Origin of the sequence: Brevibacterium marinum, assembly GCF_011927955.1 — a bacterium.
GTDB classification, from domain to species: Bacteria; Actinomycetota; Actinomycetes; order Actinomycetales; family Brevibacteriaceae; genus Brevibacterium; species Brevibacterium marinum.
The window spans coordinates 4,049,261-4,074,248 of record NZ_JAATJN010000001.1 but is presented as its reverse complement, the minus strand read 5'-3'; the positions used below and the strand labels follow the sequence as shown (position 1 = coordinate 4,074,248).

23 protein-coding genes are annotated in these 24,988 nt (G+C 65.6%); 11 read left to right on the top strand and 12 right to left on the bottom strand.

The genetic code is table 11. The annotated features are described in order from the left end of the window. Positions 1-34: 34 nt before the first annotated feature. Both BKA07_RS18320 and BKA07_RS18315 read left to right on the top strand, forming a co-directional pair. Positions 35-838, top strand: coding sequence for a 3-oxoacyl-ACP reductase (locus BKA07_RS18320; RefSeq protein ID WP_167952511.1), 804 nt, complete (start codon positions 35-37; stop codon positions 836-838). 58 nt (positions 839-896) lie between these two features. Next, positions 897-1,670, top strand: coding sequence for a FadR/GntR family transcriptional regulator (locus BKA07_RS18315; protein WP_342449121.1), 774 nt, complete (start codon positions 897-899; stop codon positions 1,668-1,670). 135 nt (positions 1,671-1,805) lie between these two features. On the opposite strand, the gene BKA07_RS18310 is transcribed toward BKA07_RS18315, so the two are convergent. Further along, complete coding sequence (locus BKA07_RS18310; protein ID WP_167952509.1) at positions 1,806-3,752, bottom strand: aconitate hydratase; 1,947 nt, start codon at positions 3,750-3,752, stop codon at positions 1,806-1,808. Between the two features lie 132 nt (positions 3,753-3,884). On the opposite strand from BKA07_RS18310, the gene BKA07_RS18305 reads away from it, so the two are divergent. Together BKA07_RS18305 and BKA07_RS18300 are read left to right on the top strand one after the other, a co-directional pair. Continuing rightward, positions 3,885-4,730: a DNA-formamidopyrimidine glycosylase family protein gene (locus BKA07_RS18305; RefSeq protein WP_167952507.1), complete on the top strand. Its 846-nt coding sequence runs from the start codon at positions 3,885-3,887 to the stop codon at positions 4,728-4,730. A 147-nt stretch (positions 4,731-4,877) separates the two neighbouring features. Continuing rightward, positions 4,878-5,834, top strand: a complete 957-nt coding sequence (locus BKA07_RS18300) for an aldo/keto reductase (RefSeq protein WP_167952505.1) — start codon at positions 4,878-4,880, stop codon at positions 5,832-5,834. On the opposite strand, the gene BKA07_RS18295 is transcribed toward BKA07_RS18300, so the two are convergent. Next, positions 5,776-7,050, bottom strand: a complete 1,275-nt coding sequence (locus BKA07_RS18295; RefSeq protein ID WP_167952503.1) for an MFS transporter — start codon at positions 7,048-7,050, stop codon at positions 5,776-5,778. The genes BKA07_RS18300 and BKA07_RS18295 overlap by 59 nt on opposite strands. 51 nt (positions 7,051-7,101) lie before the next feature. Beyond that, positions 7,102-7,851 (bottom strand): TetR/AcrR family transcriptional regulator, encoded by a 750-nt coding sequence (locus BKA07_RS18290; RefSeq protein ID WP_167952501.1) that lies wholly within the window; start codon positions 7,849-7,851, stop codon positions 7,102-7,104. Between the two features lie 47 nt (positions 7,852-7,898). On the opposite strand from BKA07_RS18290, the gene BKA07_RS18285 reads away from it, so the two are divergent. Beyond that, entirely contained in the window at positions 7,899-9,335 is a 1,437-nt protein-coding gene (locus BKA07_RS18285) for a flavin-containing monooxygenase (RefSeq protein WP_167952499.1), read from the top strand. Beyond that, positions 9,332-10,156 (top strand): SDR family oxidoreductase, encoded by an 825-nt coding sequence (locus tag BKA07_RS18280; protein ID WP_167952497.1) that lies wholly within the window; start codon positions 9,332-9,334, stop codon positions 10,154-10,156. Before BKA07_RS18285 ends, BKA07_RS18280 begins: the two co-directional genes overlap by 4 nt. 45 nt (positions 10,157-10,201) lie before the next feature. On the opposite strand, the gene BKA07_RS18275 is transcribed toward BKA07_RS18280, so the two are convergent. The 6 genes from BKA07_RS18275 to BKA07_RS18250 all read right to left on the bottom strand — a co-directional run bounded on the left by BKA07_RS18275 (position 10,202) and on the right by BKA07_RS18250 (position 15,937). Beyond that, on the bottom strand, positions 10,202-11,200 hold the full coding sequence (locus BKA07_RS18275) for an AraC family transcriptional regulator (protein WP_167952495.1): 999 nt from the start codon (positions 11,198-11,200) through the stop codon (positions 10,202-10,204). 1 nt (position 11,201) lies between these two features. After that, the gene (locus BKA07_RS18270; RefSeq protein ID WP_167952493.1) at positions 11,202-11,708 is read right to left on the bottom strand and encodes a flavin reductase; all 507 of its coding nucleotides are present in this window, start codon (positions 11,706-11,708) and stop codon (positions 11,202-11,204) included. Then, complete coding sequence (locus BKA07_RS18265; RefSeq protein ID WP_167952491.1) at positions 11,705-12,022, bottom strand: EthD family reductase; 318 nt, start codon at positions 12,020-12,022, stop codon at positions 11,705-11,707. The genes BKA07_RS18270 and BKA07_RS18265 overlap by 4 nt, the downstream gene beginning before the upstream one ends. A gap of 56 nt (positions 12,023-12,078) precedes the next feature. Next, positions 12,079-13,305, bottom strand: a complete 1,227-nt coding sequence (locus BKA07_RS18260) for a styrene monooxygenase/indole monooxygenase family protein (RefSeq protein ID WP_209044028.1) — start codon at positions 13,303-13,305, stop codon at positions 12,079-12,081. Between the two features lie 204 nt (positions 13,306-13,509). Continuing rightward, positions 13,510-14,226: a helix-turn-helix domain-containing protein gene (locus tag BKA07_RS18255; RefSeq protein WP_167952489.1), complete on the bottom strand. Its 717-nt coding sequence runs from the start codon at positions 14,224-14,226 to the stop codon at positions 13,510-13,512. Positions 14,227-14,302: 76 nt separating this feature from the next. Further along, the gene (locus BKA07_RS18250; protein ID WP_167952487.1) at positions 14,303-15,937 is read right to left on the bottom strand and encodes a GMC family oxidoreductase; all 1,635 of its coding nucleotides are present in this window, start codon (positions 15,935-15,937) and stop codon (positions 14,303-14,305) included. A gap of 195 nt (positions 15,938-16,132) precedes the next feature. On the opposite strand from BKA07_RS18250, the gene BKA07_RS18245 reads away from it, so the two are divergent. After that, positions 16,133-16,432, top strand: coding sequence for a muconolactone Delta-isomerase family protein (locus BKA07_RS18245; protein WP_167952485.1), 300 nt, complete (start codon positions 16,133-16,135; stop codon positions 16,430-16,432). Positions 16,433-16,455: 23 nt separating this feature from the next. On the opposite strand, the gene BKA07_RS19625 is transcribed toward BKA07_RS18245, so the two are convergent. From BKA07_RS19625 to BKA07_RS18235, 3 genes are read right to left on the bottom strand one after another with little or no spacing between them, the layout of a single operon-like run. Continuing rightward, positions 16,456-17,175 (bottom strand): amidohydrolase family protein, encoded by a 720-nt coding sequence (locus BKA07_RS19625; RefSeq protein ID WP_425339359.1) that lies wholly within the window; start codon positions 17,173-17,175, stop codon positions 16,456-16,458. Beyond that, positions 17,159-18,106, bottom strand: a complete 948-nt coding sequence (locus tag BKA07_RS19620; RefSeq protein WP_209044027.1) for an amidohydrolase family protein — start codon at positions 18,104-18,106, stop codon at positions 17,159-17,161. The genes BKA07_RS19625 and BKA07_RS19620 overlap by 17 nt, the downstream gene beginning before the upstream one ends. Before the next feature lie 2 nt (positions 18,107-18,108). Further along, on the bottom strand, positions 18,109-20,052 hold the full coding sequence (locus BKA07_RS18235; protein ID WP_167952483.1) for a primary-amine oxidase: 1,944 nt from the start codon (positions 20,050-20,052) through the stop codon (positions 18,109-18,111). A gap of 93 nt (positions 20,053-20,145) precedes the next feature. Here BKA07_RS18235 and BKA07_RS18230 point away from each other — a divergent pair, with 93 nt between their 5' ends. The 4 genes from BKA07_RS18230 (at position 20,146) to BKA07_RS18215 (ending at position 24,905) form a co-directional block, all read left to right on the top strand. Then, positions 20,146-20,763 (top strand): TetR/AcrR family transcriptional regulator, encoded by a 618-nt coding sequence (locus BKA07_RS18230; protein ID WP_167952481.1) that lies wholly within the window; start codon positions 20,146-20,148, stop codon positions 20,761-20,763. A 96-nt stretch (positions 20,764-20,859) separates the two neighbouring features. After that, positions 20,860-21,792, top strand: a complete 933-nt coding sequence (locus BKA07_RS18225; RefSeq protein ID WP_167952479.1) for an AraC-like ligand-binding domain-containing protein — start codon at positions 20,860-20,862, stop codon at positions 21,790-21,792. Between the two features lie 119 nt (positions 21,793-21,911). After that, positions 21,912-23,408, top strand: a complete 1,497-nt coding sequence (locus BKA07_RS18220; RefSeq protein ID WP_167952477.1) for an APC family permease — start codon at positions 21,912-21,914, stop codon at positions 23,406-23,408. Between the two features lie 81 nt (positions 23,409-23,489). Next, on the top strand, positions 23,490-24,905 hold the full coding sequence (locus BKA07_RS18215) for an aldehyde dehydrogenase family protein (RefSeq protein WP_167952475.1): 1,416 nt from the start codon (positions 23,490-23,492) through the stop codon (positions 24,903-24,905). Positions 24,906-24,988 lie beyond the last annotated feature (83 nt).

The following is a 24,988-nucleotide window of genomic DNA, read 5'->3' as shown; positions in this document are numbered from 1 at the left end:
CTCACATTGCAGATCTCTCAACGAAGGACATGACATGAATGACTCAGCAGCGACGGCCTCGGACCAGATCATCTGCCGGCGTCTTCCGGGGCGGACCGCCGTCGTCACCGGAGGGGCCAGCGGAATCGGTCTGGCAACCGCGAAGCGTCTTGCCTCCGAAGGGGCGAACGTCGTCATCGCCGACACCGACGAAGACTCCGGAACAGCCGCCGCCGAGGCGGTCGGAGGCCTCTTCGTGTCGACCGACGTCACCGGTCAGGACCAGGTGGAGAACCTCTTCCAGACGGCATTCGACACCTACGGCAGTGTGGATGTCGCCTTCAACAATGCGGGAGTCTCCCCTCCTGCCGATGCTTCGATCACGGAGACCGGCCTCGACGTGTGGCGCAAGGTCCAGGACATCAACCTGACCTCGGTGTACCTCTGCTCACAGGCAGCGTTGAAGCACATGCGCAAGCAGGGGAGCGGTTCGATCATCAACTCGGCCTCGTTCGTGGCGCTGATGGGTTCGGCGACCTCGCAGGTCTCCTACACCGCATCGAAGGGCGGGGTGCTCGCGATGTCGCGAGAGCTGGGCGTTGAGTTCGCGAAGCAGGGAATCCGAGTCAACGCGCTGTGCCCGGGGCCGGTGAACACCGACCTGCTGCGGGAGCTATTCGCCAAAGACCCGGAGATGGCGGCCAGGCGTCTGGTGCATGTGCCGATGGGACGCTTCGCCGAGGCTGACGAGATGGCAGCGGCCGTGGCCTTTCTGGCCAGCGACGACGCATCCTTCGTTACCGCGCAGTCGTTCACCGTCGATGGGGGGCTGACCAATGCCTACACCACGCCTCTATGAGAAGCCGCTGGCATGACGTCGAGGGACGCGCTGCTCGCATGAGAAGACGGGTACGGCAGTGACACAGGGAGACGAAGCGGCGGTGCCCACCGGCCAGGCAGCCGCGTTGCGGGTGATCGCGCCTGCTCGCTCGGCCAACATCTTCGAAGAGACGATCGAGTGTCTGCTCCAGATCATCCGGCTCGGGATCATCCCGCCCGGCCAGCGCTTCCCGCCTGAGCGTGCACTCGCCGAGCAGCTGAGGGTGTCCCGAGCAACCCTGCGTGAGGCGATCTCGGAACTGCAGGCCGCTGGGTGGGTCAACGTCCGCCGGGGTCGTGGTGGTGGAACTTTCGTCTCCCGGTCTCCGGAGGTGGCACAGGTTCACGGCGCCGCTCACGAAGCAGGTTTCGAGCACGATGCTGGATTCTCCGCTGCGGAGGTCGAGGACACACTGACGTGGCGCCGAGTGATTGAGATGGGTGTCGCCGAGGTGGCCGCCGGGCAGGACCTCACCGCAGCTCAGCGCTCACAGCTGGCAGCGGCCGTGGATACGAGCCGCCAGTCGAGCCTGGCCGATTACCGGCGTCTGGACTCCCAGCTGCATCTGACTTGGGCTCAGGTCACGGGTTCGGCGAGCCTGGTGCGCTCCATGGTGGAGAGCCGGACCCGGGCGAACAAGCTGCTTGAGCGGATTCCGATGATCGAACCCAACTTGGTCCACTCGCACGATCAGCATCAGCGGATCCACAACGCGATCCTGGCCGGAGATCCCGTGGCGGCCCGGACAGCAATGGCCGAGCACCTGGACGGGACCGCTGCCCTGCTGCGTGGGTTCCTCGTCGCGCCGTGAGCCCTCAGCAACCCTTCGGGCGCTGGGCAACCCCAGCAAAGGTTGCTCAGCGCCCGAAGGGTTGCTCACTTTCTCAAAGTGGCATTCGGAAACCGCCCAGGGCAACGGGGCGGGGGAGTGCGCGGATTGAGTGCCTCAGCCCTTCTGGCCGGCCTCGTGCTGACTCCGCTGGGCGATGCGACCTCCCGCGAGGACCATATCGACCTGCCGGGGCGAGAGCGTGTGGCGGAATTCGTACGTTCGGCCGCCCACCTCGGCGGTGATTGTCTCACCGGCGCCGAGCTCATCGCGCAGGCCGCGGAACTGGAGGACATCGCCCTGCGAGAGGGCTGCGTAGTCCTCCTGATCCGCGAACTCGAGGGCGAGGACGCCGAAGTTCGCGAGGTTCTGCCAGTGGATGCGTGCCAGGGATTTGGCGACGACGATGCGCAGGCCAAGGTAGCGCGGGGCGATCACGGCGTGTTCGCGGGAGGACCCCTGACCGTAGTTCTCACCGCCGACGATCGCATGACCGCCCTCGTGCTCGACGGCGCGTGTGGCATAGGTGTCGTCGACCTGGATGTAGACGAATTCGGAGATCTTGGGAATGTTGCTGCGGTAGGGCAGGACCCGGGAGCCGGCGGGCATGATCTCATCGGTGGAGACGTTGTCGCCGACCTTGAGCAGGATCTCGAGGTCGATGTCGTCGGGCAGCGGCTCGAAGTCCGGCAGGGAGGAGATGTTCGATCCCTTGACCAGTTCCACTTCGCGTGCTTCCTCGACGGGCAGCGGCGGGACCAGCATCGACCGGTTGGCGGAGAACTTCTCCGGCAGCTTCACCTGCGGATAGTCCATGTCGAGATCCCGCGGATCGGTGATGCGCCCGGTCAGGGCCGCGGCCGCTGCGGTCTCGGGCGAGCACAACCACACGGCGTCCTCGTCGGTGCCGGAACGTCCGGGGAAGTTGCGCGGCATGGTCCGCAGACTGTTGCGGCCCACTGCCGGTGCCTGTCCCATGCCGATGCAGCCCATGCAGCCCGATTGGTGGATGCGGGCACCCGATCCCACCAGCGACGTCAGCCAGCCGCCGGCGATGAGATCGGCGAGGATCTCCCGGGAAGTCGGATTGACGTCGAGGGAGACCTGCCCGTCGGTCCGCTTGCCTTCGAGGATCTGGGCGACGACGGCGAAGTCTCGCAGACCCGGGTTCGCCGAGGAGCCGATGACGACCTGGAAGACCTCCTCATCGGTGCATTCTCGGACCGGACGGACATTGCCCGGTGAGGACGGTGCGGCGATGAGCGGTTCGAGCTGTGAGAGATCGATGGAGTCGGTGAGGTCGTATTCGGCGCCCTCGTCCGCCGTGATCCGGGTGAAGTCCTCTCCTCGGTCGCTGGCTTCGAGGAAGTCCCTGACCGCGTCATCGGCGGGGAAGACGGTTGCGGTGGCTCCGAGCTCGGCGCCCATGTTCGCGATGACGTGACGGTCCATGGCGGTCAGGTTCTTGAGTCCTTCGCCGTGGTATTCGATGATCTTGCCGGCGCCGCCCTTGACTCCGTGGCGGCGTAGCATCTCGAGGATCACGTCCTTGGCGGAGACCCAGTCCGGAAGCTCTCCCGTGAGTTCGACACCCATGACCTCGGGAGCGGCGATGTAGAGGGGATCACCGGCCATCGCCATGGCCACTTCCAGCCCGCCGACGCCGATGGCCAGCATGCCGAGTGCCCCGGCGGCGCAGGTGTGGGAGTCGGAGCCGATGAGGGTGGCACCGGGCTTTCCGAACCTCGACTGGTGCACCGGGTGGGAGACCCCGTTGCCGGCGGGCGAGTACCAGAGCCCGAACCGCTGCGCGGCCGAGCGGAGGAACATGTGGTCCTCAGGATTCTTCTCATCGGTCTGCAGCAGGTTGTGATCGACGTACTGCACGGAGGTGTCCGTGCGGATCCGGTCGAGGCCCAGGGCTTCGAGCTCGAGCATGACCAGGGTTCCGGTCGCATCCTGGGTCAGGGTCTGATCGATGCGGACCCCGAGTTCGTTGCCGGGCTGCATCGTCCCGGATTCCAGATGCGAGTTGATGAGCTTCTGGGCGACGTTCTCTGCCATCGTCAACCTCCTTCTGCAGTGGTCGATGAACATGGCGCTGCACGCACATGCGTGATCTGTCCACGTTAGCCCTCGCGCACAGGACTCACAAGGGCGGTGGTCTCGGCCCCGACCAGGGCGCATACTGGGACCATGCCGGAACTGCCCGAGGTCGACGCACTGGTGAGCTTCCTGCGCGCGAAGGTCGTCGGCGACTTCATCACCCGCGCCGATATCGGGGAGCTGAGCATCCTCAAGACCGCTGATCCCCCGCTGGACGCGATCAGCGGACTCGAGATCAGCGGGGTCTCTCGCGTCGGCAAGGCCCTCATCGTCGAATTCGACGGCCTCGAGCTGGTGTGTCGTTTCGCCCGTGCCGGCTGGCTGGTCTGGCACGATGTTGTGCCCACCGGCCCGGTGAAGATGGGAAAGGGACCGCTGGGCCTGCGCATCCACCTGGCATCCGGTGCCGGCTTCGACCTGAGTGAGGCGGGAACGAAGAAGAACGCCGCGGTCTCGCTGGTGTCCGACCGCGCCGAGGTGCCCGCCATCGACAAGGCCGGGCCCGACGCCCTGTCCATCGAGGCAGATGAGTTCACCTCGGCACTGGCCGGTTCGACCTCTCGGATCAAGACCGTCCTGGAGGACCAGGAACTCATCGCCGGCATCGGCAACGCCTACTCGGACGAGATCCTCCATGCTGCCAAGCTCTCCCCGTTCGCCCCGGCCTCGGGCGTCGAAGCACCGGCACTGCTCGAGACGGTGCGTGAGGTTCTCGGTCGGGCCCGGGAGACGTTGGTCGAGCTGCCTCCGGAGAAGGTCAAGGCGGCGAAGAAGCGCCGGTTGCGGGTCCACGGCCGCACCGGAAAGACGTGCCCGGTGTGCGGAGCGACCATCGCGGAGGTCTCCTTCGCCGATAAATCACTGCAGTACTGCCCTGGCTGCCAGACCGGAGGGAAGAAGCTCAGCGACCGCAGAATGGACCGACTCCTCAAGTAGTCCGGCTTCTCAGCAGTCCACCTCCTCGACGAGGCGGCCCCTGGCACACCGCCCAACCTGAGGAATTTTTGCCGCTGAGCCTGTCGTTGCACCGGATGGACGACCACCCGCGACCCGCCGTCCGCCCCGAGCCGACACAGGAGCATCATGACGCAGCAGGTACAGATTCCCGGCACCGACCTCTCGATCTTCCCCATCAACCTGGGTACGAACACCTTCGGCTGGACCGCCGACGAATCCGGCTCACATGCCGTACTCGACGCGTTCCTCGCCGCCGGCGGCAACTTCCTCGACACCGCCGAGTCCTATCCGGCGTGGGTGCCCGGCAACACCGGCCGCGAGTCGGAGACCATCATCGGCTCCTGGCTCGCCGCCCGTGACAACCGCGACAAGGTCGTCATCGCCACGAAGGTCGGCGATCATCCCGACCACAAGACGCAGGATCCCGCCTACATCCGCACCGCCATCGACGCCTCCCTCGAGCGCCTCCAGACCGATTACGTCGACCTCTACTATGCGCACCGCGATGATGAGGTGACCCCCATCGCCGAGGTTGCCCGGGTTTTCGATGAGATCGTGCGTGCCGGTAAGGCCAGGTATGTCGCCGTGTCCAACTATTCGAAGGACAGGCTCGCCGAATGGCTGGCCGTCGCCGAGCACGAGAATCTGGCCGCGCCCGTGGCGATCCAGCCGCAGCACAGCCTCGTGAAACGTCGCGAATACGAGGCGGAGCTGCGGCCGCTGGCTCAGGAGCACAACCTCGGCGTCTTCACCTACTTCAGCCTCGCCGCGGGGTTCCTCACCGGTAAGTACCGCACCGAGGACGACCTCGAGGGGGCCAGCCGCGGAGGTATGGTCCAGGGCTATTTCAGCGCCGAGGGACTCAAGGCCGTCGACGAACTCGTCGCGGTGGCCGAGGCCCACGATGCGGCACCGGCAACGGCGGCACTGGCGTGGCTGCTGGCCAAGGGCGCAACCGCCCCGATCGTCTCGGCGCGGGTGCCCGAGCAGCTCGATGCTCTGATGGCCGCACCGGGGCTCGCACTCACCGCGGACGAGATCGCTCGCCTGGATCGAGCCTCGGCGCCCTTCGCCCGAGCATGAGCGGGCGCATCGCCAGCAGGCCGAGCACGGGGCCGGGCAGGAGCAGCCACACGGCGACGGCTCCGAAGTCGACGATGAGGCTCTGGAGGACGACGATGCTGATGACGCTGACGGCGAAGCCGAGGGAGTTCATCACCGTCAGCCCTGTTCCCGTCAGCTCTGCGGGAGCATAACGGGCGGCCAGGTCCGAAAACTGAGGGGAGTCGGCGATGACGAGAAAGCCCCAGAGCGCCAAGGCCGCGACGAGGATCGGACCCACGTCGGGCAGCAGCGGGTAGACCAGGCACATCAGTCCCGAGCCCGCGAGCGCCACAGCGGCGACCGCAGCACCGCCGGTCCGGCGGCCGATGATTCCGCCGAGCACGCATCCGGCCACCCCGGCGGCGATGACGAGGAAACTCGTCGTCGCCAGGCCGGTGGAGTCGCTCTTCTCGTCCACAGCAGCGATGACGAGTGTGGGAACCACCGCCCAGAAGGCATAGAGCTCCCACATGTGGCCCGCGTACCCGAAGACCGCAGCTCGGAACATCCGGTCTCGGAACAGTCTGCGCAGCGCCGGTTCTCCAGCGGCCCTCGGGGTCGTCGACGGCGCGGACGCAGCGCTCGCCCGAGCCGCTCCGCTGCCCGAGATCGACGCCCCTCGACCGGAGATCATGGCGATGAGCACGGACCCGAGCACGGCCAGGGCGGACGAGCCCCACATGATCGACTGCCAGGGCAGGGAGGCACCGACCGCCGACAGGAGTTGTGGCATCGCTGTGCCCAGGGTGAGCATCGCCACGAGCCAGGCAAGGGCCTGCCCGGACTTCGCCTGGGCCCGTTTGACGATCATCTTCATCCCCATCGGGTAGATGCCCGCAAGGCTGATGCCGACGAGGAAGCGAGAGATCCAGACGAGCGCGAGGTCCGAGGGGCCGAGGGTCCAGACGAAGTTCAGTCCGGCACCGATGAGGCTCGAGACGATGAAGATCCGCTCGGGCGGAAAGCGGTCAGCGATCCCGGTCGCCGCGCTCAGCAGCGTTCCGCAGATGAAGCCGATCTGGGTGGCGGCGATGAGCCACCCGAACTGTGCGGGTGTCGCACCGAGCCAGGCCGAGAGTCCATCGACGGCGCCGCTGGGGCTGAACCACAGCGAGGTCCCGAACCACTGCGCCAGGACGATGGCCAGTACGGCAGCTCCCGTGACCCGTCTCGATCGCGATTGCGAAACAGCCATTGTCTCCCCTCATCGACGCCGGAACCGGTGGCCGATCATAGAGCCATCGTGTCATGAACCGCGGTCGGGAGCCACCCCATAGGCGCGCATGGCCACCTCGGCGATGTGAGTGAGGAAGGCTGTGGTCGACGTGCGCTCCGGCACGGGGGTGTGCACGCGTTGGACCAGGGCTTCGGTGATCCCGCCGACGACGATGATGCTGGTGAGATCGCCACCGTTCGCCTTCGGCGAGAAACCGCGGTCGGGCAGGTCGAAGGCGGACTGCAGCCGCACGAACGCGGAATCGACGGCCGCGGCGAGCATGCGCATCGTCTCCCTCCGCCTGGCTTCGAGCGACTCGTTGACGCCGACGGCTTCGACCTCGAGCACGCGGGCCTTGCGCTCATCGCGCAGCATCGGCATGAGTGCGGCGGAGACGACGTGGACGGTCGCGTCGCGCAGGCTCGTCGAGGGCGGAATCGTCAGCGTGGCCATGGCCTCGCCGATCTCCGCGTTGAGGACGATGTAGAGGTGTTCGAGCAGCGATTCCTGCGCCGACAGCGACTCCTGTGCTGCCCCGCCCTCCGCAGTGTGTCCCGTCCTGCGAGCGGGGAAGAGTTCGTAGAAGGATCTGCTCGACACGCTGGATTCGTGGCACAGCGCCTGGATGGAGGTCGCCCGAAATCCGAGTGTCCCGTACAGCTCGAGAGCGGCTTCGAGGAGGCGCTCACGACGTGCCCCGTCGCGGTCGGCCCGTGAGGTTCCACGCCACATGCCCGCCGAGGAGGTGCCGGGGAAGTTCTCGGAGGCTTGCACATTCATTCCTCCAGTGTAGTGAAAATTCTGATTTTCAATGGCAGTATTGTGACATGCCTTACAACGTCAGACAGAAACATCGAGCTCCGAAGGTGACCGCGCCCATCCCACCGGATGACACCTTGCCCCGCGTGTGCGTCATCGGAGCCGGAGCCTCGGGTCTCGCCGCGGCCAAGGCCCTCTACACGGCGGGCGTTCCCTTCGACTGCTTCGAGAAGGGCAGCGAGTTCGGCGGCAACTGGCTCTTCGACAATCCCAACGGGGTCAGCGCCTGCTACGAGACCCTGCAGATCAACACCTCGTGTCCCCGCATGGCCTTCTCGGACTTCCCGATGCCGGCCGACTATCCCGACTACGCCAGCCATGATCAGGTCCATGCCTACTTCCGCGACTACGTCGCCCATTTCGACTTCGGCCACACGATCACCTTCAACACCGAGGTGACCCATGTTCGCCGAGGCGCCGACGGCGGCTGGGACGTCGACATCCGTTCGACGGCCGCTGCCGGTTCCGCCGGTGACCGGGCCGACGGCGAGCCCGAGGCGGGCGCGACGCAGACCCGCCATTACGAGGCGGTGATGGTCGCCAATGGCCACCACTGGGACGCCCGCTGGCCCGACCCCGGCTACCCGGGGCATTTCCACGGGGAGCAGATCCACGCGCACGACTACCGCAGCGGCGAGCAGTTGGCCGACCGCGATGTCGTGGTCGTCGGTGCCGGCAACTCCGCGATGGACATCGCGGTCGAGGGCTCCCATCGCGCGCGTCGGGTCAATCTCTCCATCCGCCGCGGCCAGTGGGTGATGAAGAAGACGCTGTTCGGCTTCGCCGCCGACCAGGTCGCCCTGCCGGGCTGGGCGCCGTGGTGGGCCACGGCCCTGCGGCTGCGTCTGGCCGCGCTGCTCTCCGGGGGACTGCGCCGATTCGGGCTGCCCACCCCGGAACACGCACCCGGCCAATCGCATCCGGTGCAGTCGGACACGATCAGGGACCGCCTCGGTGCGGGTGCGATCACGGTGCGACCGGGCATCGAGCGCCTCGACGGAGATCGGGTGGTGTTCACCGATGGAAGCGAAGCCCCGGCCGATCTCATCGTCTGGGCGACGGGGTATCGGGTGAACTTCCCGTTCTTCGATCCCGACCTGGTCTCGGCCGAGGGCAACGACCTGCCGCTGTTCAAGCGCATGGTCCATCCCGACCATCCGGGTCTGTTCTTCATCGGCCTGCTCCAGCCCGTGGGCGCCGTGATGCCGCTGGCGGAGGCGCAGAGCCGGATGGCCGTCAAGGTGCTGACCGGCGAGTACGAGCTGCCGAACCGTGAGGAGATGACGAGCCGGATGCACTCCGACGACCAGCGGAACAAGCGACAGTTCTACGATTCGCCGCGACATACGATGCAGGTCGACTTCGACCACTATCTGCGGGAGCTGGAGCGCGAGATGCGCACTCAGCGGCCGCGCGAGGCACGTAGAGGACGGGTGGCGGTATGAGCCGGCCACGCAGCTTGACCGGGCAGGTCGTGGCGATCACGGGTGGAGCCCGGGGCATCGGCGCCGAGATCGCCGCCGGGTTCAGTGCCGCCGGGGCGCAGGTGGCCATCGGCGACATCCACCTCGACGAGGCCCAAGCCACCGGTTCCCGGCTGGGAGTCCGTGCCTACAGGCTCGACGTCGCGGACCCTGAGAGCCAAAAGGAGTTCCTGACCGCAGTGGCCCGAGATCTCGGGCCCGTCGACATCGTCGTCGGCAATGCGGGTCTGATGTGGGTCGGCCCCTTCGAGCAGGAACCGGACTCGGCGGCCCGGGCGCAGATCGAGGTCAACCTGCTCGGCGTCATCAACGGGATCAAGGCCGCGGCTCCGGCAATGGTCGCCCGTGGCAGTGGGCACCTCATCACCGTGGCCTCGGCCGGTTCGATCCTGCCCACACCGGGGGAGGCGACCTATGCCGCGACGAAGCATGGTGTGCTCGGGTACCTCAAGGCCGTCCGTGCGGAGATGCGCGGGTCCGGCGTCCGCGTCACCGCGATCATGCCCGGCGTCGTCGACACCACGCTGGCCGCCGGGACCTCGAGTGGTGCCGCGAAGCTGCTCACCCCCGCCGAGGTGGCCCGTGCCGTTGTCAAGGCTGCCGCACGACCACGGTTCGAGGTCACCGTGCCCGGCTTCATCGGCCCGGGCGTCAGGGTCGTCAGCCTCCTGCCGACGCCGATCCGCGACAGGATCTTCGCCGCGCTGGTGCCGAACCAGCTTGACGCGAAGAAGAATCAGCGCAGTGGCTACGAGGCGAGCTTCACCGCCCAGGAGCGGTGATCCCTTCGACCGAGGAGCCGACGGAGCAAGCCACGGTTCCCCGACTCAGCGGTGCGAACTCCGTCTGCAGGTCTCCGACGGCTTCTCACCATGGCGGCCGGCATAGTCGGAGGCGAATCGGCCGAGGTGGCTGAAGCCGAAGCGCTGGGCCACCTCGGAGACGGGGGAATCGCAGGCCTCCGACTCCCGCAGCGCCGCAGCGACTCTGTCCAGGCGGACGGATTTGAGGTACTGCATGGGGGAGAGGCCCAGCTCCCGGCGAAAGGAAATCTGAAGCGATCGACCGCTGACACCGGCGTACTGGGCGAGAGTGTCCAGTGTCAGCGATTCTTCGGGAATCGCGTGGATGAGTTCGACGCCTCGCCGCAGGGCCGATGCGGACGCCGGAGACGCACCCTGCAGATGCCTATGGAGCGAGTGCTCAGTAGCCCAGAGCAGGCCGATGATCACCTCTTCGACCATGTGATCGATGAGCAGCGGTCCGGCAGCCCCCGATTGAGACAGATTCGCCAGAAGACGGACGGATCGCATCCATGCGGCACCGTCACCGGTATCGACCGTCAGGGGCAGCGTGAAGTCGATCGGAGAGTGCAGCTGCGTTCCCAGATAGTGTTCGGTGATGCGCTCGAACTCGGGTCGGTCGATCTTGACCGTGAACATCGTGCAGGGCGCGTCCCAGCCGCTGAACGCCGTGTCGACATCGGGTCGGTAGACGGCGCCCTGCTGTCGGTTCGCCACTATGGCGCGCGATCCCGCGGATGTCCTGAACGAGCCGTTGAGGGCGATGTTGACCTGGTAGGCCTCCTCGTAGGGGCCGGTCTCGACCGTGACCGGGGTTGTGTATTTCAGGGTCCCGATCGACAGGGGGCCGACCTCGGTCGCCGTCGCCCGCATCTCGAATCGACGACCGACTCCCCGAATCCGCAGGCGGTGCGGATAGTAGAGCTCGGTGCCGACTTCCCGAGCCTCTTCGGGCGACTGTCCGCGCAGCCACCTCGGTTTCAGGTCGGTGCCCGGGCTGCGATCGGCTGGGCTGTCTTTCATCTCAGATCGCTGTCAGCTCGCTGACTCGGTGGAAGCTGCGACCGTAGTAGACGAGCCCTTCTGCTTCGTCTCTGACTCGAATCGAGTCGATCTCGACGAAGACCACGGAGTGGGTTCCCTGGGTCGTTGTGCTCTTGATGCTGCCGACGAGAGCGACTCGTGCATCCCTGAGAGTCGGAGCCGTGGTGTCGTCATCCCAGATGTCCCACGCGAACCGGTCTTCCATCGGCACCTTGGTCGCCCCGGAGAAATGACGTGCGAGCTCGCACTGTTCTCCGGCGAGGACGTTGATGGCCACCACGCCGTTGTTCGTGAAGACGTCGTGGGCGGCGCTTGCCTGGTTCACGCAGACAAGCACCGTCGGCGGTGAGTCAGTGACCGAGCAGACGGCGCTGACCGTGATGCCGAGTTTTCCATGCTTGCCCTCTGTGGTCACGATATTGACGGCAGAGGGCAGATGGGCCATTGCCTGACGGAACTGCTGCTGGACGTCGTTGAGATCCTTCATGAGTCTTCTCCTCCGGAAATTGCGAAGTCGATGATGACGGCGCCGCCGGTGGCGTAGTTGCTCACGTCTGCGGCGACGTCCCGCCCTATCTGTGATGCCATTGCGGTGGCAAATGCGTCCTTGTCGGGGAATTCTGCTTCGAAGACCGCGAAGTAGGGCGCATTGCCCTCATCGTCTGCGGACACGTCGACCGAGTAGGACCAGGTCAGGATGCCCGGCAGCTGTTCGGCCAAGGGCAGGTGGGAGTTGGTGTAGTAGTCGATGAACGCGGCCCGATCGGTGGGTTCGGGGTACAGCACGAGCAGTTTGTGCATGATGGGCTCCTGTGTTCGGCTCGAAGAGCGTGGGAGTCAGGTGGTGACCTCGAGGTTCAGGCGGATGCTCGGTTGACGGCCGCTTCGACTCGCTCCTCGCTGGCCAGAAGGTCGATCTGGCGGATGGGGTGGTTGAAGTTCTCCGTGAACTCGTCCACCAGAGCCTGGTTGTCGACCATGGCGCTGAAGAGTGCGGGGATCTGCGGAGGGGTGGGAGTGTGGATGATCGTGTTGATCCAGTCGTTGGCGGCCTCGAGGCGCTCGGATCTCCGCGATGCCACCTTCTTCATGAAGCGTTCGTCGAACACATCGTCTTCGACGATCGCGTCTCCCACGACTCGGGCGGAGTAAGCCGTCGAGTTCGCGCCCTGTGCCTGGACCGGGTCCATGGTCAGATGCACGTCTCCCAAGGCCAGGAGGAATCTGCCGTTGGGCAGGCGGGCGTAGTCTTCGCGCATGACCGGTGTGAAGGCGCCTTGGAGGATGTCTTTGTCGGACTGGAGGCGGAACTCGTCGTGATCGACGCGGTCGAACACCGTCGGGTGGTAGTCCCTGAGCATATTCAGGGTGAGGCGCCGGTAGGCCTCGGGATCATCGGCATAGCGCTGGTCGGTCAGGGCCTCCTGTGGGCCGCCGGGCACGCTTTCGAACAGGAGTGCCATCACATCACCGGAGAAGGACCACATCGGAATTGCGAGGAGTTCGCCCACGCCTGGGATCACACTCACCGCGACCCCGTTGGGGTCGCAGCGCTCGACGCCCTTCCAGAATCCGACCGCCAGCTTCCGCTGAGGGCGATCATAGGGGGACTTGTCGGCTCGCTTCGGGAACATCGCTCCGATCTCGCCCTTGCCGGTCGACACCACGACGAGATCGTGGATCTCGCTGAGGTTCTGGATGTCGGCGACCCCGAGATCGCGGTACTCGATCACACCGCCGCGGTCGGTGAAGTCCTCCATCAGTCGAGGGAGGTAGATCCGGTAGTCGAGCGTGCGTGAGGGTGCGGCGAAGCTGCCCTGGTAGGTACGCTGATCGCCCCAGCCGTTGTAGTGGTAATGGTGGGTGTAGTAGTACTGGTCCTCGGTCCAGTGGTTGATGCCGAGGTCCTCTTCCAGCTCGAGAGTGACATGCATATGGGCCACGCTGTTCATCACCCGACCGTCGGCCACCTCTTCCGGCGTGCGGTTGGTGTAGATGGTCGTGGCAATCCCGTGCTGTCGCAGCTGGAGTCCCAGGTGGAGTCCGGCGACTCCGGCGCCGATGATGCCGATGCTCTTCATCATTCGTTCCTCTCGGGCAGACGTCGATGTCCGACTGTGCTCAAGTGTTTGCTCTCATATCGAGCATGTTCTGCTTTTCTGCTCTCTATGTGAGCATTGAATCTACCGAATGTGGTGCATGGCACACAATGGAGTCAGGGAAGAAGACCCGGACTTTTCGCAAAACGGATAGTGGCAACGCTGCCCCGGGGTCTGGACCGCCCGTTCTCAGAGCTGCCAGTCGTCCGCGGGTGAGGTGAGCCGTTCGCTGTAGGTGCGCAGCTCGTTGACCATGAGCGGCACATCGCCATTGCCCAGGGGGAACAGAAGCGAGAGGCTGGCTTCTTGGCCATCGAGCATCCGCACGGACGAGGCCACTGCCTCGAGTCCGACGAAAGGTGTTCCTTTGGTGTGGACGTATCCGGTCTGACGGGCCAGGGCGACTTCATCGACGTCCTCATCGCTCGGCGGCTGCAGGGAGAGGAGGGCCAGGCCGGGCGCGCTGGTGTCCACGGGGAATCGGCTGCCGGTGCGGACGGCGACGGAAGCGGGACTCTGTAGGGGTCGGGTCGATGACAGGACCACAGCATCATTGCGCTGTCGTGCGCAGAAGATCGCCGTCGCCGAGGTGACGTTGGACAGTTCCTGCAGGACTGCCACGATCTCGATTTCGAGGTCGCCGATTCCTGACTTCGCCAGGGCCGTCATGCCCAGCCCGACCCGGAACCGTCCGTCCGCGCTGCGGGCCACGAGGGAATAGTCCTCCAGGGTGCGCAGGATCCGATAGACGATGGAGCGGTGCAGGTCGAGTTCTTCGGCGAGTTCCTTGCTGGTCCGCTGCCGACCGTCGGCAAGGAGCTGAAGAGCATCAAGGGCCCTCTCCAGAGTCTGCGAGCGGACTCCGCGGCCGGACTTCGAAGCGGGGGTCGCCTCATTGCTGCTCACGCGCATGCCCTCCTCAACGGTCTCGAATGACAATCCTATCCGAGCGGATTCGAGAGGAGGGCAGGCGAGGCCGAATTCACCGCCCAGGAGCGGTGATCCCCTCGACCGAGGAGCCGACGAGGACGGCGGCCGCGCGTTCGGCGATCATGATCGTCGGGGCGTTCGTGTTGCCCGTGGGCACCTGCGGCATGATCGAGGCATCGGCGATGCGCAGGCCCTCGAGCCCGTGGACCTCGAACGTCGAAGGGTCGACGACCGCGGTCTCGTCCTGTCCCATGCGGCAGGTGCCGACCTGGTGGTGGTAGGTCACGACCGAACCGCGGACGTAGTCCTCGAGTTCGTCATCGCTGATCTCGGGACCGGGGAAGATCTCTCTCGGCTGCCAGTGCGCCAGCGCCTCGGCGCGTCCGATCTCCCTGCACTGTCTGACCGAGGCCACCAACGCGTCGACGTCGGCCTGTTCTGACAGCACGTTCGGATCGACCAGAGCCGGATCCTGCGGATTCGGTCCGCTCAGCCTCACCTCGCCGCGGCTGGCCGGTCGGACGAGCCCGCCTTGGAGGGTGAAGCCGTACTCGGGTCCCGACTGCACGTTCGGTGCGGAATCCTGGGCATACATCGGCACGGAGAAGAACAGGGGCTGGGTGTCGGGCACCGGAAGGTCGGGATCGGATTTCCAGAACAGATGCACCTCGGCGGGGGCGACCTCACCCATCGGCACCGGCCGGGACCCGGTGGTGAAGATGACCGGGGACAGCCAATGATCCTGCAGATTCTTGCCCACCCCGGGCAGATCGTGAACGGGATCGACCTCGACGTCGCGCAGCTCTGCGGCAGGGCCGATCCCCGACCGCATGAGCAGCTCAGGGGAGGCCAGCGCACCAGTGGTGAGGATGACTTCGCCGGCGCAGACCGTCCCCACCTGTCCACGGAAGTCCACCTCGAGGCCGGTGACCGTCTTGTCCTCGAGCAGCAGTCGACGAGCATGTGTCGAGGTCAGGATCGTGAGATTTCCATCGCCGAGGCGGGGCTTGAGGTAGGCGCGCCACGTGTTCAGGCGTTTGTCGTCACGGACATTGAGTTGGATCCGGGAGATGCCTTCGACTCTGCCCGAGTTGTAGTCGGGGTTGTAGGTCAGCCCGGTCTGCTCGCCGGCGGTGACCATGTCCTCTTGGATCGGATTGCGTTCGTAGCCGATGCGCACGTCCATGGGGCCGTCGGTGCCGCGGGCTTCGGTGGTCTCGCCGTCGTAGTTCTCGATGGCCTTGTACACCGGCAGGACCTCGTCCCAGGACCAGCCGGGGCAGCCGGAGTCGACCCACTGCTCGTAGTCCCAGGCGTCGCCGCGGACCCAGATCACGGCATTGAGGGCGTTCGATCCGCCCAGGACCTTGCCGCGGGGCAGGTGGATCTTGCGGTTCATCGCATCTGGCTGCGGGGTCGTGTAGTAGTCCCAGTCCTGCGCCGAATGCCAGATCAGGCCGAGGGTGTTGAGGTGATCGATGTTCGGGTTCGTCTCGTCCCCACCGGCTTCGATCAGGCACACCTTCTTACCGGCGTCGATGAGTCTGCGCGCGATCACACATCCGGAGGATCCGGCGCCGACGATCAGATAGTCGAAATGGTCGTCTGGCAGGTCGGTGGGAAAATTCTCGCTGTGCGCACTGATCGAGCCTGTTCGGTCGACTGCACTGTCATCGGTGGCGTTCATGGGGACAGATTAATGACCCGAATCACCGTGTGACAGTGACCGGACGGGAACTCTGCGCGCACTGGCAAGTCGTGCCGTGGCCCGTGCGCGCAGGGTCAATTTCGGCGTCGAGTTGGTGGACGATTGCCCTGCGTCACCCGGTGTGCGTCTATAGTGGCCCTCGAATCACCCACTTGAACCGAGCAGGAGGACCATATGCTGTTCTTGGCACGCATGGACGTCGTATTCCCCGAGTCGATGTCGGACGAGACCAAAGCCGATTTCCAGGTCAAGGAGAAGGCCTACTCCGCCGACCTTCAGGAACGCGGAATCATGAAGGGCATCTGGCGCGTGGTCGGGGAGTACTCCAATTACTCGATGTACGAGGTCGACGACCTCGACTTCCTCCACTCGGTCTTCCAGGGATTCCCGATGTTCGCCTATATGAACGTCAACGTCACACCCCTGGCGAAGCACCCCAACGCGACCACGGACGACTTCTTCCGTCAGCTCTGAGGCTCAGGCTGCCTTCAGGTCGGTCACCCTCGCCCTGCGTAGACCAGATCTCCTGCGAAATAGGTCCTCAGCACCGCTGTCTCATGCAGCTGTGCCGGGTAGGAGGTGAACGGGTCCCTGTCGAGCACGATGAAGTCGGCTGACATTCCGGGGCGCAGCATGCCGGTCACCTCGCCCAACCCCATGGCCTGAGCCGGATTGCGGGTGAATGCCGCGAGAGCCTGCTCGACCGTCAGCGCCTCATCGGCATTGAGCTGACCGGTCACCGCAGGATCGGGGTTCGACCGCGTCATCAGCGTGGCCAGGCCCGTCCAGGGGTCCGGCGTCGGCGCTGCACACGGCCAGTCCGAACCGCAGGAGACCAGCGCACCGGAGTCCATGAGTCGTCGCAGCGGCCAGGAGCGCTCGAAGGTCTCAGCGGAGACCTGTTTGGCCATGGACTCCTGCATCACCGAGGGGAACCACAGATACGGGGAGGCGTCGGGGACCACCTGAAGCTGGGCGAAACGAGCCAGATCGTCATCATGGACATACTCGACATGGGCGATGTGGAATCGAGTGTCCCAACCGTGGTCCCTCCGAACCACCTCCACGGCGTCGAGGATCATCCTCACCGCGCCATCGCCTGTGGCGTGCAGCTTTGCGTTGAGGCCTCGATCGGCCAGTGCTCGCAGCGATGCGATGAGCTCGTCCGGATCCCACAGCGGCTCGCCGGTGAAGTTGGGATCATCCTCGGTCGGGATGGTGGCACCGGTAGGGATTGATCAAGGCCGCTGTGCGAGTCATCGGCACACCGTCGAGCACATACTTGGCGAAGGTCGGATGCAGATGAGCAGAGTGGTTCTCATCTCCGACCAGGTACAGTTCCTCACCGGTGATGCCCTCTTCGAGGAACGGCTGAGCCGGCATCGACGCCACGACATGCGCCGTGAGATCGCCCGCCGAATCAAGATCGTGCAGCGTCCGCAGCGCATAGTCCATCGTCGCGGATTCCTGGACGCCGGTGACGCCGAATGAGTTCAGCGTCTGCACCGCGGTGCCGATGGCCTTCGCGTGGTAGGCGGCCACGTCCTCGATCGCGTCCAGGACGGCTGCCTCTGCCGGACCGCACGCCAGCTCGGTGAGAACCCCGTTGAGCCGCCCATCGGCGTCGCGGACATACGTCCCGCCCTCTGGATCGGCAGACTCTTCCGTGATGCCGAGGATCGCCAACGCGGCAGAGTTCACCCACCGGTTGTGCATCGTGTCATCGCGCAGAAGCACGGGATGACCGCCTGCCGCCTCGTCGAGGGTGCGCAGGTCGTGATGAGTCAGATCGTCCATCACGGTCGATCCGACGATTCCGCCGACCACCCACTGGCCGGCCTCCAACTCGGAGAGCCACTCGCGGACCTTCGCCGCGATTCCGGAAACGCCATCGCTGGGCAGAACCTGCAGTTCGAACGCAAGCTGACGTCCGCCGAGCCCGAGGTGGGCATGGACGTCGACGAGGCCCGGCATGGCGAACCGACCGTCGAGATCGACCACCTCGGCGGCGGTGGCAGCTGACGATCGCACATCCTCGAGACTGCCGACCGCGCCGATCTTCCCATCCCTGACCGCAAAGGCTTCGGCCCACGGCTGCGAGGGATCGCTCGTGAAGATGCGCCCGTTGGCGACGATGAACTCAGCCACGCTCACTCCTCGCAGCAGCCGCCGCCGGCCGTTTCGCAGTGTCCGCCTGACTCCGGCGCCGGCACATCGAGGACGGGGGAGCGGTCGAAGAAGCCTTCGGGACGCAGTTTGAACCCGACGGTGTCGACGGGCATGATCGGCCAGTCCTCGACGCGCGGGAAGTGTGTGAGTCCGAAACTGTGCCAGACCACGATGTCCTCACCGTCGACATTCCGGTCGGCGGCCGTCCAGGCCGGCAGGCCCGCATGGCCAGGGTGCTGGTTCGGGAAATCCCCGGTCGGATAGCGCTCGTCCTCGTGATACTGCGTCACCCACAGTGCCTTCGATGCGAACGTCGCCCGACGGTGGATGGACGAGTCCTCGGCCGCGAGCAGTGTGGGCAGACCCATCGGATGCAGTTTGTAGCCGACAGGCTCGCCGAGGCGGTTGACCGAATCCGAGTTCGACACGACCCAGGTCCGAGCCTTCGACTGATACGCGTCGCGCTGGGCGGCCAGCTCTGTGCCGAGCACGGTGCGCTTGCGGCTGAAGGCATTGCCGCGCGGGTTGGTCCGCGAGGTCGGCAGGCGCACGACGTCCTCCTCCTCGACCCGGCACTTGCCGCCGTCGAGGGCGAAGTCGAGGCGCGCCCCGAAGAGATGCTGGTGGAACGGGGCGCCGAGTCCCGGTGCGATCTCAGAGGCGAAATCACTCGAGCCGTTCGGCAGGGCCGAGGTGAAGACGACGCCGGTGGCCTTGGCCTCGAACTCGATCGTCCCGTCGAGGTAGAGGTACCAGTAGAAGCCGTAGTCGTAGTTGCCGACGGTGGTGAAGAAGGAGATGACGAAGCGGCGATTGCGCCTGGTGTAGGCCACGTCCGACCACAGGTCATAGTGCTTGGCCAGGATTGAGGCATCCTCCTCGTGCATGCAGACCCCGTTCTTGATCTGTCGAGGTTCGCCGAGGTTGTTCGCCACCCACGGTGACAGGTACGTGATGTCGCCCAGGCAGTCACACCCCAGCTCGAGCGAGTTCGCCCACTGTCCGACGAGGTATTCGCCGGTGTCGAAGTAGTTCTGCCAGGACCGCACCGGCGAGGGGTCGCCGTAGGGCACGACCATCTCCGCGATCGCGGCCCGGTCGAGGATCGTGCGGGTGGTCTCGCCGTCTCTGAAGGCGATGTTGTGCAGGACGAGACCCTCACGCATGTCGAAGCCGACGTCGAATGACCATTTCTCCCATTCGATGTGATTGCCCCCGGACAGGGTGAAGCTGGGCCCCTGGGGTTGGGTGATCTCGATCGGCTTCTGCGTGGTGCGCACCGGACCGGTCAGCTCCGGATCCGTGTAGTTGCCGTGCTCGCCGGGCACCGGCACGTCCTCGAGGTCGAGGATCTGGTCGACGGACTTGTTGGTGACATCGACATAGGCGACGAGTCCGTCGATGGGGTGCGCCCAGGCGGAATCGGACTCGTGCTGCTGGTGGAAGGCGAGCCCGCGCAGAATCCGCCTGCCCGACTCCTCCGGATATTCGAAGACGCCGGCCGAAAGCGGTGCGACACGGACCTGTTCCACGGGCAGGCCACGACGAGAGAGGATCTCCTGCCACGTCGGATCGGCGGCGAGGACCTCCTCGACGAGCTCGAATTCCTCCTCCATGACGGGGAACTCGCCGTCTGTGGTGGAGTCCACCTCGGTCACGGAATCGAGGCGCGCATGCGTCGCGGAGACGATGATGTCACGGGCCGTGCCGGCGGACTTGTCGAGGACGAGGGCACGGAAACGACGGTCCACCTCGTCGACGGTGCGGTCCTGGCCGCGGACGGGATCGAGCAGACCGACGTAGGTCAGTCGCGCCTCGGCGGGGAAGTGCCCGGCATCGCGGATCACCGACGTCACTGTCGTGATCTCGTCCTCGGTCGGCAGCGAGAACGGGGTAAGCCCGGCGGGAGTGGAATGGCAGGACATGTGTGCACCTTTGCAGCGAGGATATGTGTGTTGACTCACGTAATAACCTACGCTTGGAGAAAATAAAGTCAAGAGCAGGAGACCGGAGAGAGCATGCCCAAGATCGTGGATCATGACCAGCGTCGCCGCGAACTCGTCGCCGCGACCCTGCGCATCATCGTCCGCCAGGGGCTGGCCGGGGCGACGATGCGCGACATCGCTGCCGAGGCCGGGTTCGCCAATGGCGCGATCAAATCCTATTTCGCCTCCAAATCCGACCTGCTCGCCGCCACTTACCTCTTCGTCTTCGCGGCCACGAACCGCCGCGTCGAACTCTCGACCGCGCATCTGCGGGGCGTCCCTGCGCTGCGGGCCTTCGCCCACGAGGTCCTTCCGATCACTCCCGAACTCCACGACGAGGCTCGGGTCGTGCTGTCCTTCCTCGCCGAGGTCGCGCAGAGTCCCGATCATGCCCGCACCACACGTGAGACCATGGCCCTGTGGCGCACGTGGATCCTCGGCTGGCTGCGCCAGGCCGACGACGACGGGGAATTGGCCGCCGAGGTGGTCCTCGAGCCGGCGGCCGATGTGCTGCTGACGTACCTGCTCGGAGCACAGACCACCGCGATCATCGGCGGTGGGACCTTCGACTTCGCCGGGCTCCGCAGCCAGCTCGACTATGTCGTCGCCCGGATGTCGGTCGATCACGACCAATCGGTCGGTCAATCCTGAACTGCTCGTGACTCCCCGCGTGGTTGGGGATAGAGTGAGCGCCAAGCGGTCGCCGGCACAGAGGTCGCCGATCAGTCGTTTCGGCAGAGGACGAAGATGTTATTGGAGAGCACAGCCTCGGACTTCGACGGATGGAAGTCCCTCGTCTCGGACTCGTTCGTGCCGCTGGACACCGAGCCCCAGCGTCGCGGCGGCTTCCGGGGAGCGATCAGCGCCCGCGACTACGACTCCGTCGTCATGTCCCACATCGGCGCCAACCCTCACGCCGTGCTGCGTACACCCGACCTCATCAGGGCCGACACTGCGAGCAGCTACTACAAGGTCTCTCTCCAGCTCAAGGGGCACGGGCTGCTCATCCAGGACGGTCGTGAGGTGTCTCTGGCACCGGGTTCGCTGGCGATCTACGACACCTCACGCCCCTACACGCTGAGCTTCGACAGCGACTTCTCCTCCTATGTGATGATGTTCCCGCAGTCGCGGGTCAACCTGCCCTCCGACACCGTCCGTCAGCTCACCGCCACCTCGATCGGCGCCGAGCATCAGCTCGGAGCCGTCGCCACGCAGATCATCACTCAGGCCGGGGCGATGCTGCCCACACTCGGCAGATCGGTGGGCGTCCGGTTGGCCGGCAACGTCGTCGACCTGCTCACCACCGTCATGGCCGATGAACTCGCCGAGGCGGAGGTGCCGGGGGAGAGGCAGCGGCTGTGGGCGGAGATCACCGGTCACATCGACGCCAACCTCGCCGACCCGCTGCTGTCGCCGTCGACGATCGCCGCCGCACATTTCATGTCGGTCCGTGCCCTTCACCAGGTCTTCGAAGGCAGCGGCGACACCGTATCCGGCGAGATCCGCCGCCGTCGGATCGCTCGCTGTCGTCAGGACCTCGCCGACCCACTGCAGGCTCAGGTGCCGGTCGCCGCAATCGGCGCCCGGTGGGGCCTGAGCGACCCGGCTCATTTCTCCCGGCTCTTCCGCAGCGTTGTCGGCAGCCCGCCGGCTCAGTTCCGACGGAACTCCCTGAACTGAGTGCGCCCCGCGGCTTCTGGAACTGCGCCGAACGTCAAGAGCCGTGCCCACAGAGCCAAGACACGCGCACAGCCGATGAGAGAACCTGATGGTACAGCCACTATCGTAAGGGGAATCACATGGGCGTGAATCTCGGCATCGGAAGCGAGTCGACCGGCATCTCCGGCGAACCGGGCGCCACGGGGCTCGACTCCCGCCGCATCGGCACTCTCGCGCTCGTCTTCATGATCATCGCCGCCTCGGCGCCGCTGACCGTGGTCGCAGGCGGAGTCCCGAGCAACTTCGCGGTCACCGGGCTGCTGGGGATCCCGCTGTCGTTCATCGTCCTGGGCATCATCCTCGTCCTCTTCGCGATCGGCTATGCGGCGATGAGTCGGCACGTGCACAACGCCGGTGCCTTCTTCGCCTATATCTCCAAGGGGCTGGGCAAGCCTGTGGGAATGGGAGCGGCGCTGACCGCGCTCGTGGCCTACAATTCGATGCAGATCGGCATCGCGGGAATGTTCGGCTTCGTCTTCTCCTCCTTCCTCGACTCGCTGTTCGGTCTGCAGGTGACTTGGTGGGTCTGCGCACTGATCGCCTGGGTGATCGTCGGAATCATGGGTGTCTTGAGGGTCGACTTCTCCGCGAAGGTCCTCGGGGTCATCGTCGGCACCGAGTTTCTCATCGTCATCGTCTTCGACATCATCGGCTTTGCCCACAGCCCCGAAGGCGTCACTGCCGACGGGATGCTGCCGGACCAGCTTTTCGCTCCGGGGGTCGGTGCCGCCCTGGCCTTCTCGATCGCCGCGTTCATGGGGTTCGAATCGGGGGCGATCTACAACGAAGAGGTCAAGGACCCCAAGCGCACGGCAGGGCGGGCGACGATCATCGCGGTGTCCGTCATCGCCGTCTTCTATGCGTTCTCCGCCTGGGCAATGACCGTCGCCGAGGGCGCCTCGAACGTCGTCGGACGCTCCCAGGAGTTCGGGCCCGACCTCATGTTCGTCTTCCTGAGAGAACATGGTCCGGTGTGGTTCGTCGACCTCGCGAACCTGCTCTTCCTCACCTCGCTGCTGGCCGCGCTCGTAGCCTTCCACAACATCGTCGCCCGCTACTTCTTCGCCCTCGGCCGTGACCGGGTGCTGCCGAAGCTCCTGGCCAGAACCTCACGTCGTTCGGGTGCCCCCATCGCCGGCTCCCTGGCCCAGTCGGCTCTGGCCCTCATCGTCATCCTCGTCTTCGCGATCGCCGGATCCGGCAGTGAGGATCCGCTGTTTCCCGTCGTCACACTGTTCACCTGGCTGACGAACATGGGCGCCTTCGGGCTCGTACTCCTCATGGCGCTGACGGCCATCGCGGTGGTCGGCTTCCTCCGTTCGCATGCTGAGGAGTACTCGCTGTGGACGCGGGGCATCGCACCCGGGCTCTCGGCGGTCGGGCTGATCGTCCTCTTCGTCTCCATCGTCATCAACTTCAACGTCCTCATCGGCCTCGAAGGCGCCTCGGTGCTCTTCTGGCTGCTGCCCGCCATTGTGCTGGTGCCCGGAGTCTTCGGCACCGTCTGGGCCCTCGTCCTCCGGTCGAGGAACCCCCAGCGCTATGCAGGCATCGGAACAGGTGGAAGCCTGGGCTGAGAGTCCACCCCGCGATCACGCACACACCCCGCGATCACGCACACACACCACGATTACGCACACCCCCAGAAAAGGAGAATCATGAGCACCGATTTCACCACTTTCGCAGGACTGCGCTCGTCCATCGAGGACTCCCATGGACGTGAACTGCTCGACCCCGCCACCGGCGAGATCGTCGGCCGCACCCGTGAGGGGAGCACAGCCGACATCGACACCGCCGTCGCCGGCGCCCGCAAGGTCCAGCCGGACTGGGCAGGACGGACCTCGAAGGACCGCAGCGAGCTGCTGAATCGGGCCGCCGATGCGATCGAGGCCTCCGCCGAGGCGCTGGCCGAACTGCTCTCGCGCGAGCAGGGCAAGCCGCTCAACGGGCCCAACGCCCGCTTCGAGGTCGGCGCCTGCGCCGCATGGCTGCGCGCCAACGCCGCCTTCGAACTCGAACCCGAGGTCCTCGTCGACGATGAGGACACCCACGCCGAGCTCCACTACGGACCCATCGGCGTCGTCGGTGCGGTCGGTCCCTGGAACTGGCCGATGATGATCTCGGTCTGGCAGTTCGCTCCCTCACTGAAGATGGGCAACACCGTCGTCCTCAAGCCCTCCGAGTACACACCGCTGTCGGTGCAGGCACTCGTCGCGGTGGTCAATCAGGTCCTGCCCGCAGACGTCCTCACCGCGGTTCCCGGCTCCGGGGAGGTCGGGGCGGCACTGACCTCCCATGCGGATGTGGACAAGATCATGTTCACCGGCTCGACGAAGACCGGTCAGGCCATCATGCGCTCGGCTGCGGACACTCTGGCCAGGCTGACGCTGGAGCTGGGCGGCAACGATGCGGGGATCGTGCTCGAGGACGCCGATCCCGCCGCCATTGCCGGTGATCTGTTCTGGGGTGCGTTCATCAATACCGGTCAGACCTGTGCCGCGATGAAGCGCCTCTACGTACCCGATTCCCTCTACGACCAGGTCTGCGACGCCCTCGTCGAGGTGGCCGAGCAGTCACCCATGGGTGTGGGTCTCGAAGAGGAGAACGTGCTGGGACCGCTGCAGAACAAGCAGCAGTACGACATCGTCGCCGGGCTCGTCCAGGCGGCCAAGGACGGTGGAGCTCGCGTGCTCACCGGCGGCGACCCGCAGGCCGAGCAGCCGGGCTACTTCTACCCGACCACGCTCGTCGCCGACATCGACAACGACAACCCGCTGGTCGCCGAGGAGCAGTTCGGCCCCGTCCTGCCGATCATCAGATATTCCGATCTCGAACAGGCCATCGGCTGGGCCAATGAACTCGAAGTCGGACTCGGCTCCTCCGTCTGGGGCGGCGACCTCGAAGAATGCAAGAAGGTCGCGGCCCGGCTGGAGGCGGGAACGACTTGGATCAACAAGCACGGCGCCGTGGATCCGCGCATCCCCTTCGGCGGCGTGAAGAAGTCGGGCTTCGGCCTCGAGTTCGGGCTCGAGGGGCTCAAGCACGTAAGCGTCCCCCACGTGATCGCCTGGTAGGAATCGCCGGGCCCGCAGCGGGCAGCATGTGATCGTCCCACCTGCAGCCGCCCGTGCTGAAGTAACTCGCGAGGCGTCAGACG

Excerpts from the sequence above, each read along its gene's own strand:
- BKA07_RS18230 (WP_167952481.1), top strand. The coding sequence starts at position 20,146 with ATGCCCAAGATCGTGGATCATGACCAGCGTCGCCGCGAACTCGTCGCC.
- BKA07_RS18295 (WP_167952503.1), bottom strand. The coding sequence starts at position 7,050 with ATGGCTGTTTCGCAATCGCGATCGAGACGGGTCACGGGAGCTGCCGTA.
- BKA07_RS18245 (WP_167952485.1), top strand. The coding sequence starts at position 16,133 with ATGCTGTTCTTGGCACGCATGGACGTCGTATTCCCCGAGTCGATGTCG.
- BKA07_RS18220 (WP_167952477.1), top strand. The coding sequence starts at position 21,912 with ATGGGCGTGAATCTCGGCATCGGAAGCGAGTCGACCGGCATCTCCGGC.
- BKA07_RS18310 (WP_167952509.1), bottom strand. The coding sequence starts at position 3,752 with ATGGCAGAGAACGTCGCCCAGAAGCTCATCAACTCGCATCTGGAATCC.
- BKA07_RS18215 (WP_167952475.1), top strand. The coding sequence starts at position 23,490 with ATGAGCACCGATTTCACCACTTTCGCAGGACTGCGCTCGTCCATCGAG.
- BKA07_RS18270 (WP_167952493.1), bottom strand. The coding sequence starts at position 11,708 with ATGAAGGATCTCAACGACGTCCAGCAGCAGTTCCGTCAGGCAATGGCC.
- BKA07_RS18300 (WP_167952505.1), top strand. The coding sequence starts at position 4,878 with ATGACGCAGCAGGTACAGATTCCCGGCACCGACCTCTCGATCTTCCCC.
- BKA07_RS18280 (WP_167952497.1), top strand. The coding sequence starts at position 9,332 with ATGAGCCGGCCACGCAGCTTGACCGGGCAGGTCGTGGCGATCACGGGT.
- BKA07_RS18275 (WP_167952495.1), bottom strand. The coding sequence starts at position 11,200 with ATGAAAGACAGCCCAGCCGATCGCAGCCCGGGCACCGACCTGAAACCG.
- BKA07_RS18260 (WP_209044028.1), bottom strand. The coding sequence starts at position 13,305 with ATGATGAAGAGCATCGGCATCATCGGCGCCGGAGTCGCCGGACTCCAC.
- BKA07_RS18305 (WP_167952507.1), top strand. The coding sequence starts at position 3,885 with ATGCCGGAACTGCCCGAGGTCGACGCACTGGTGAGCTTCCTGCGCGCG.
- BKA07_RS18285 (WP_167952499.1), top strand. The coding sequence starts at position 7,899 with ATGCCTTACAACGTCAGACAGAAACATCGAGCTCCGAAGGTGACCGCG.
- BKA07_RS18235 (WP_167952483.1), bottom strand. The coding sequence starts at position 20,052 with ATGTCCTGCCATTCCACTCCCGCCGGGCTTACCCCGTTCTCGCTGCCG.
- BKA07_RS18250 (WP_167952487.1), bottom strand. The coding sequence starts at position 15,937 with ATGAACGCCACCGATGACAGTGCAGTCGACCGAACAGGCTCGATCAGT.
- BKA07_RS18290 (WP_167952501.1), bottom strand. The coding sequence starts at position 7,851 with ATGAATGTGCAAGCCTCCGAGAACTTCCCCGGCACCTCCTCGGCGGGC.
- BKA07_RS18320 (WP_167952511.1), top strand. The coding sequence starts at position 35 with ATGAATGACTCAGCAGCGACGGCCTCGGACCAGATCATCTGCCGGCGT.
- BKA07_RS18225 (WP_167952479.1), top strand. The coding sequence starts at position 20,860 with ATGTTATTGGAGAGCACAGCCTCGGACTTCGACGGATGGAAGTCCCTC.
- BKA07_RS18265 (WP_167952491.1), bottom strand. The coding sequence starts at position 12,022 with ATGCACAAACTGCTCGTGCTGTACCCCGAACCCACCGATCGGGCCGCG.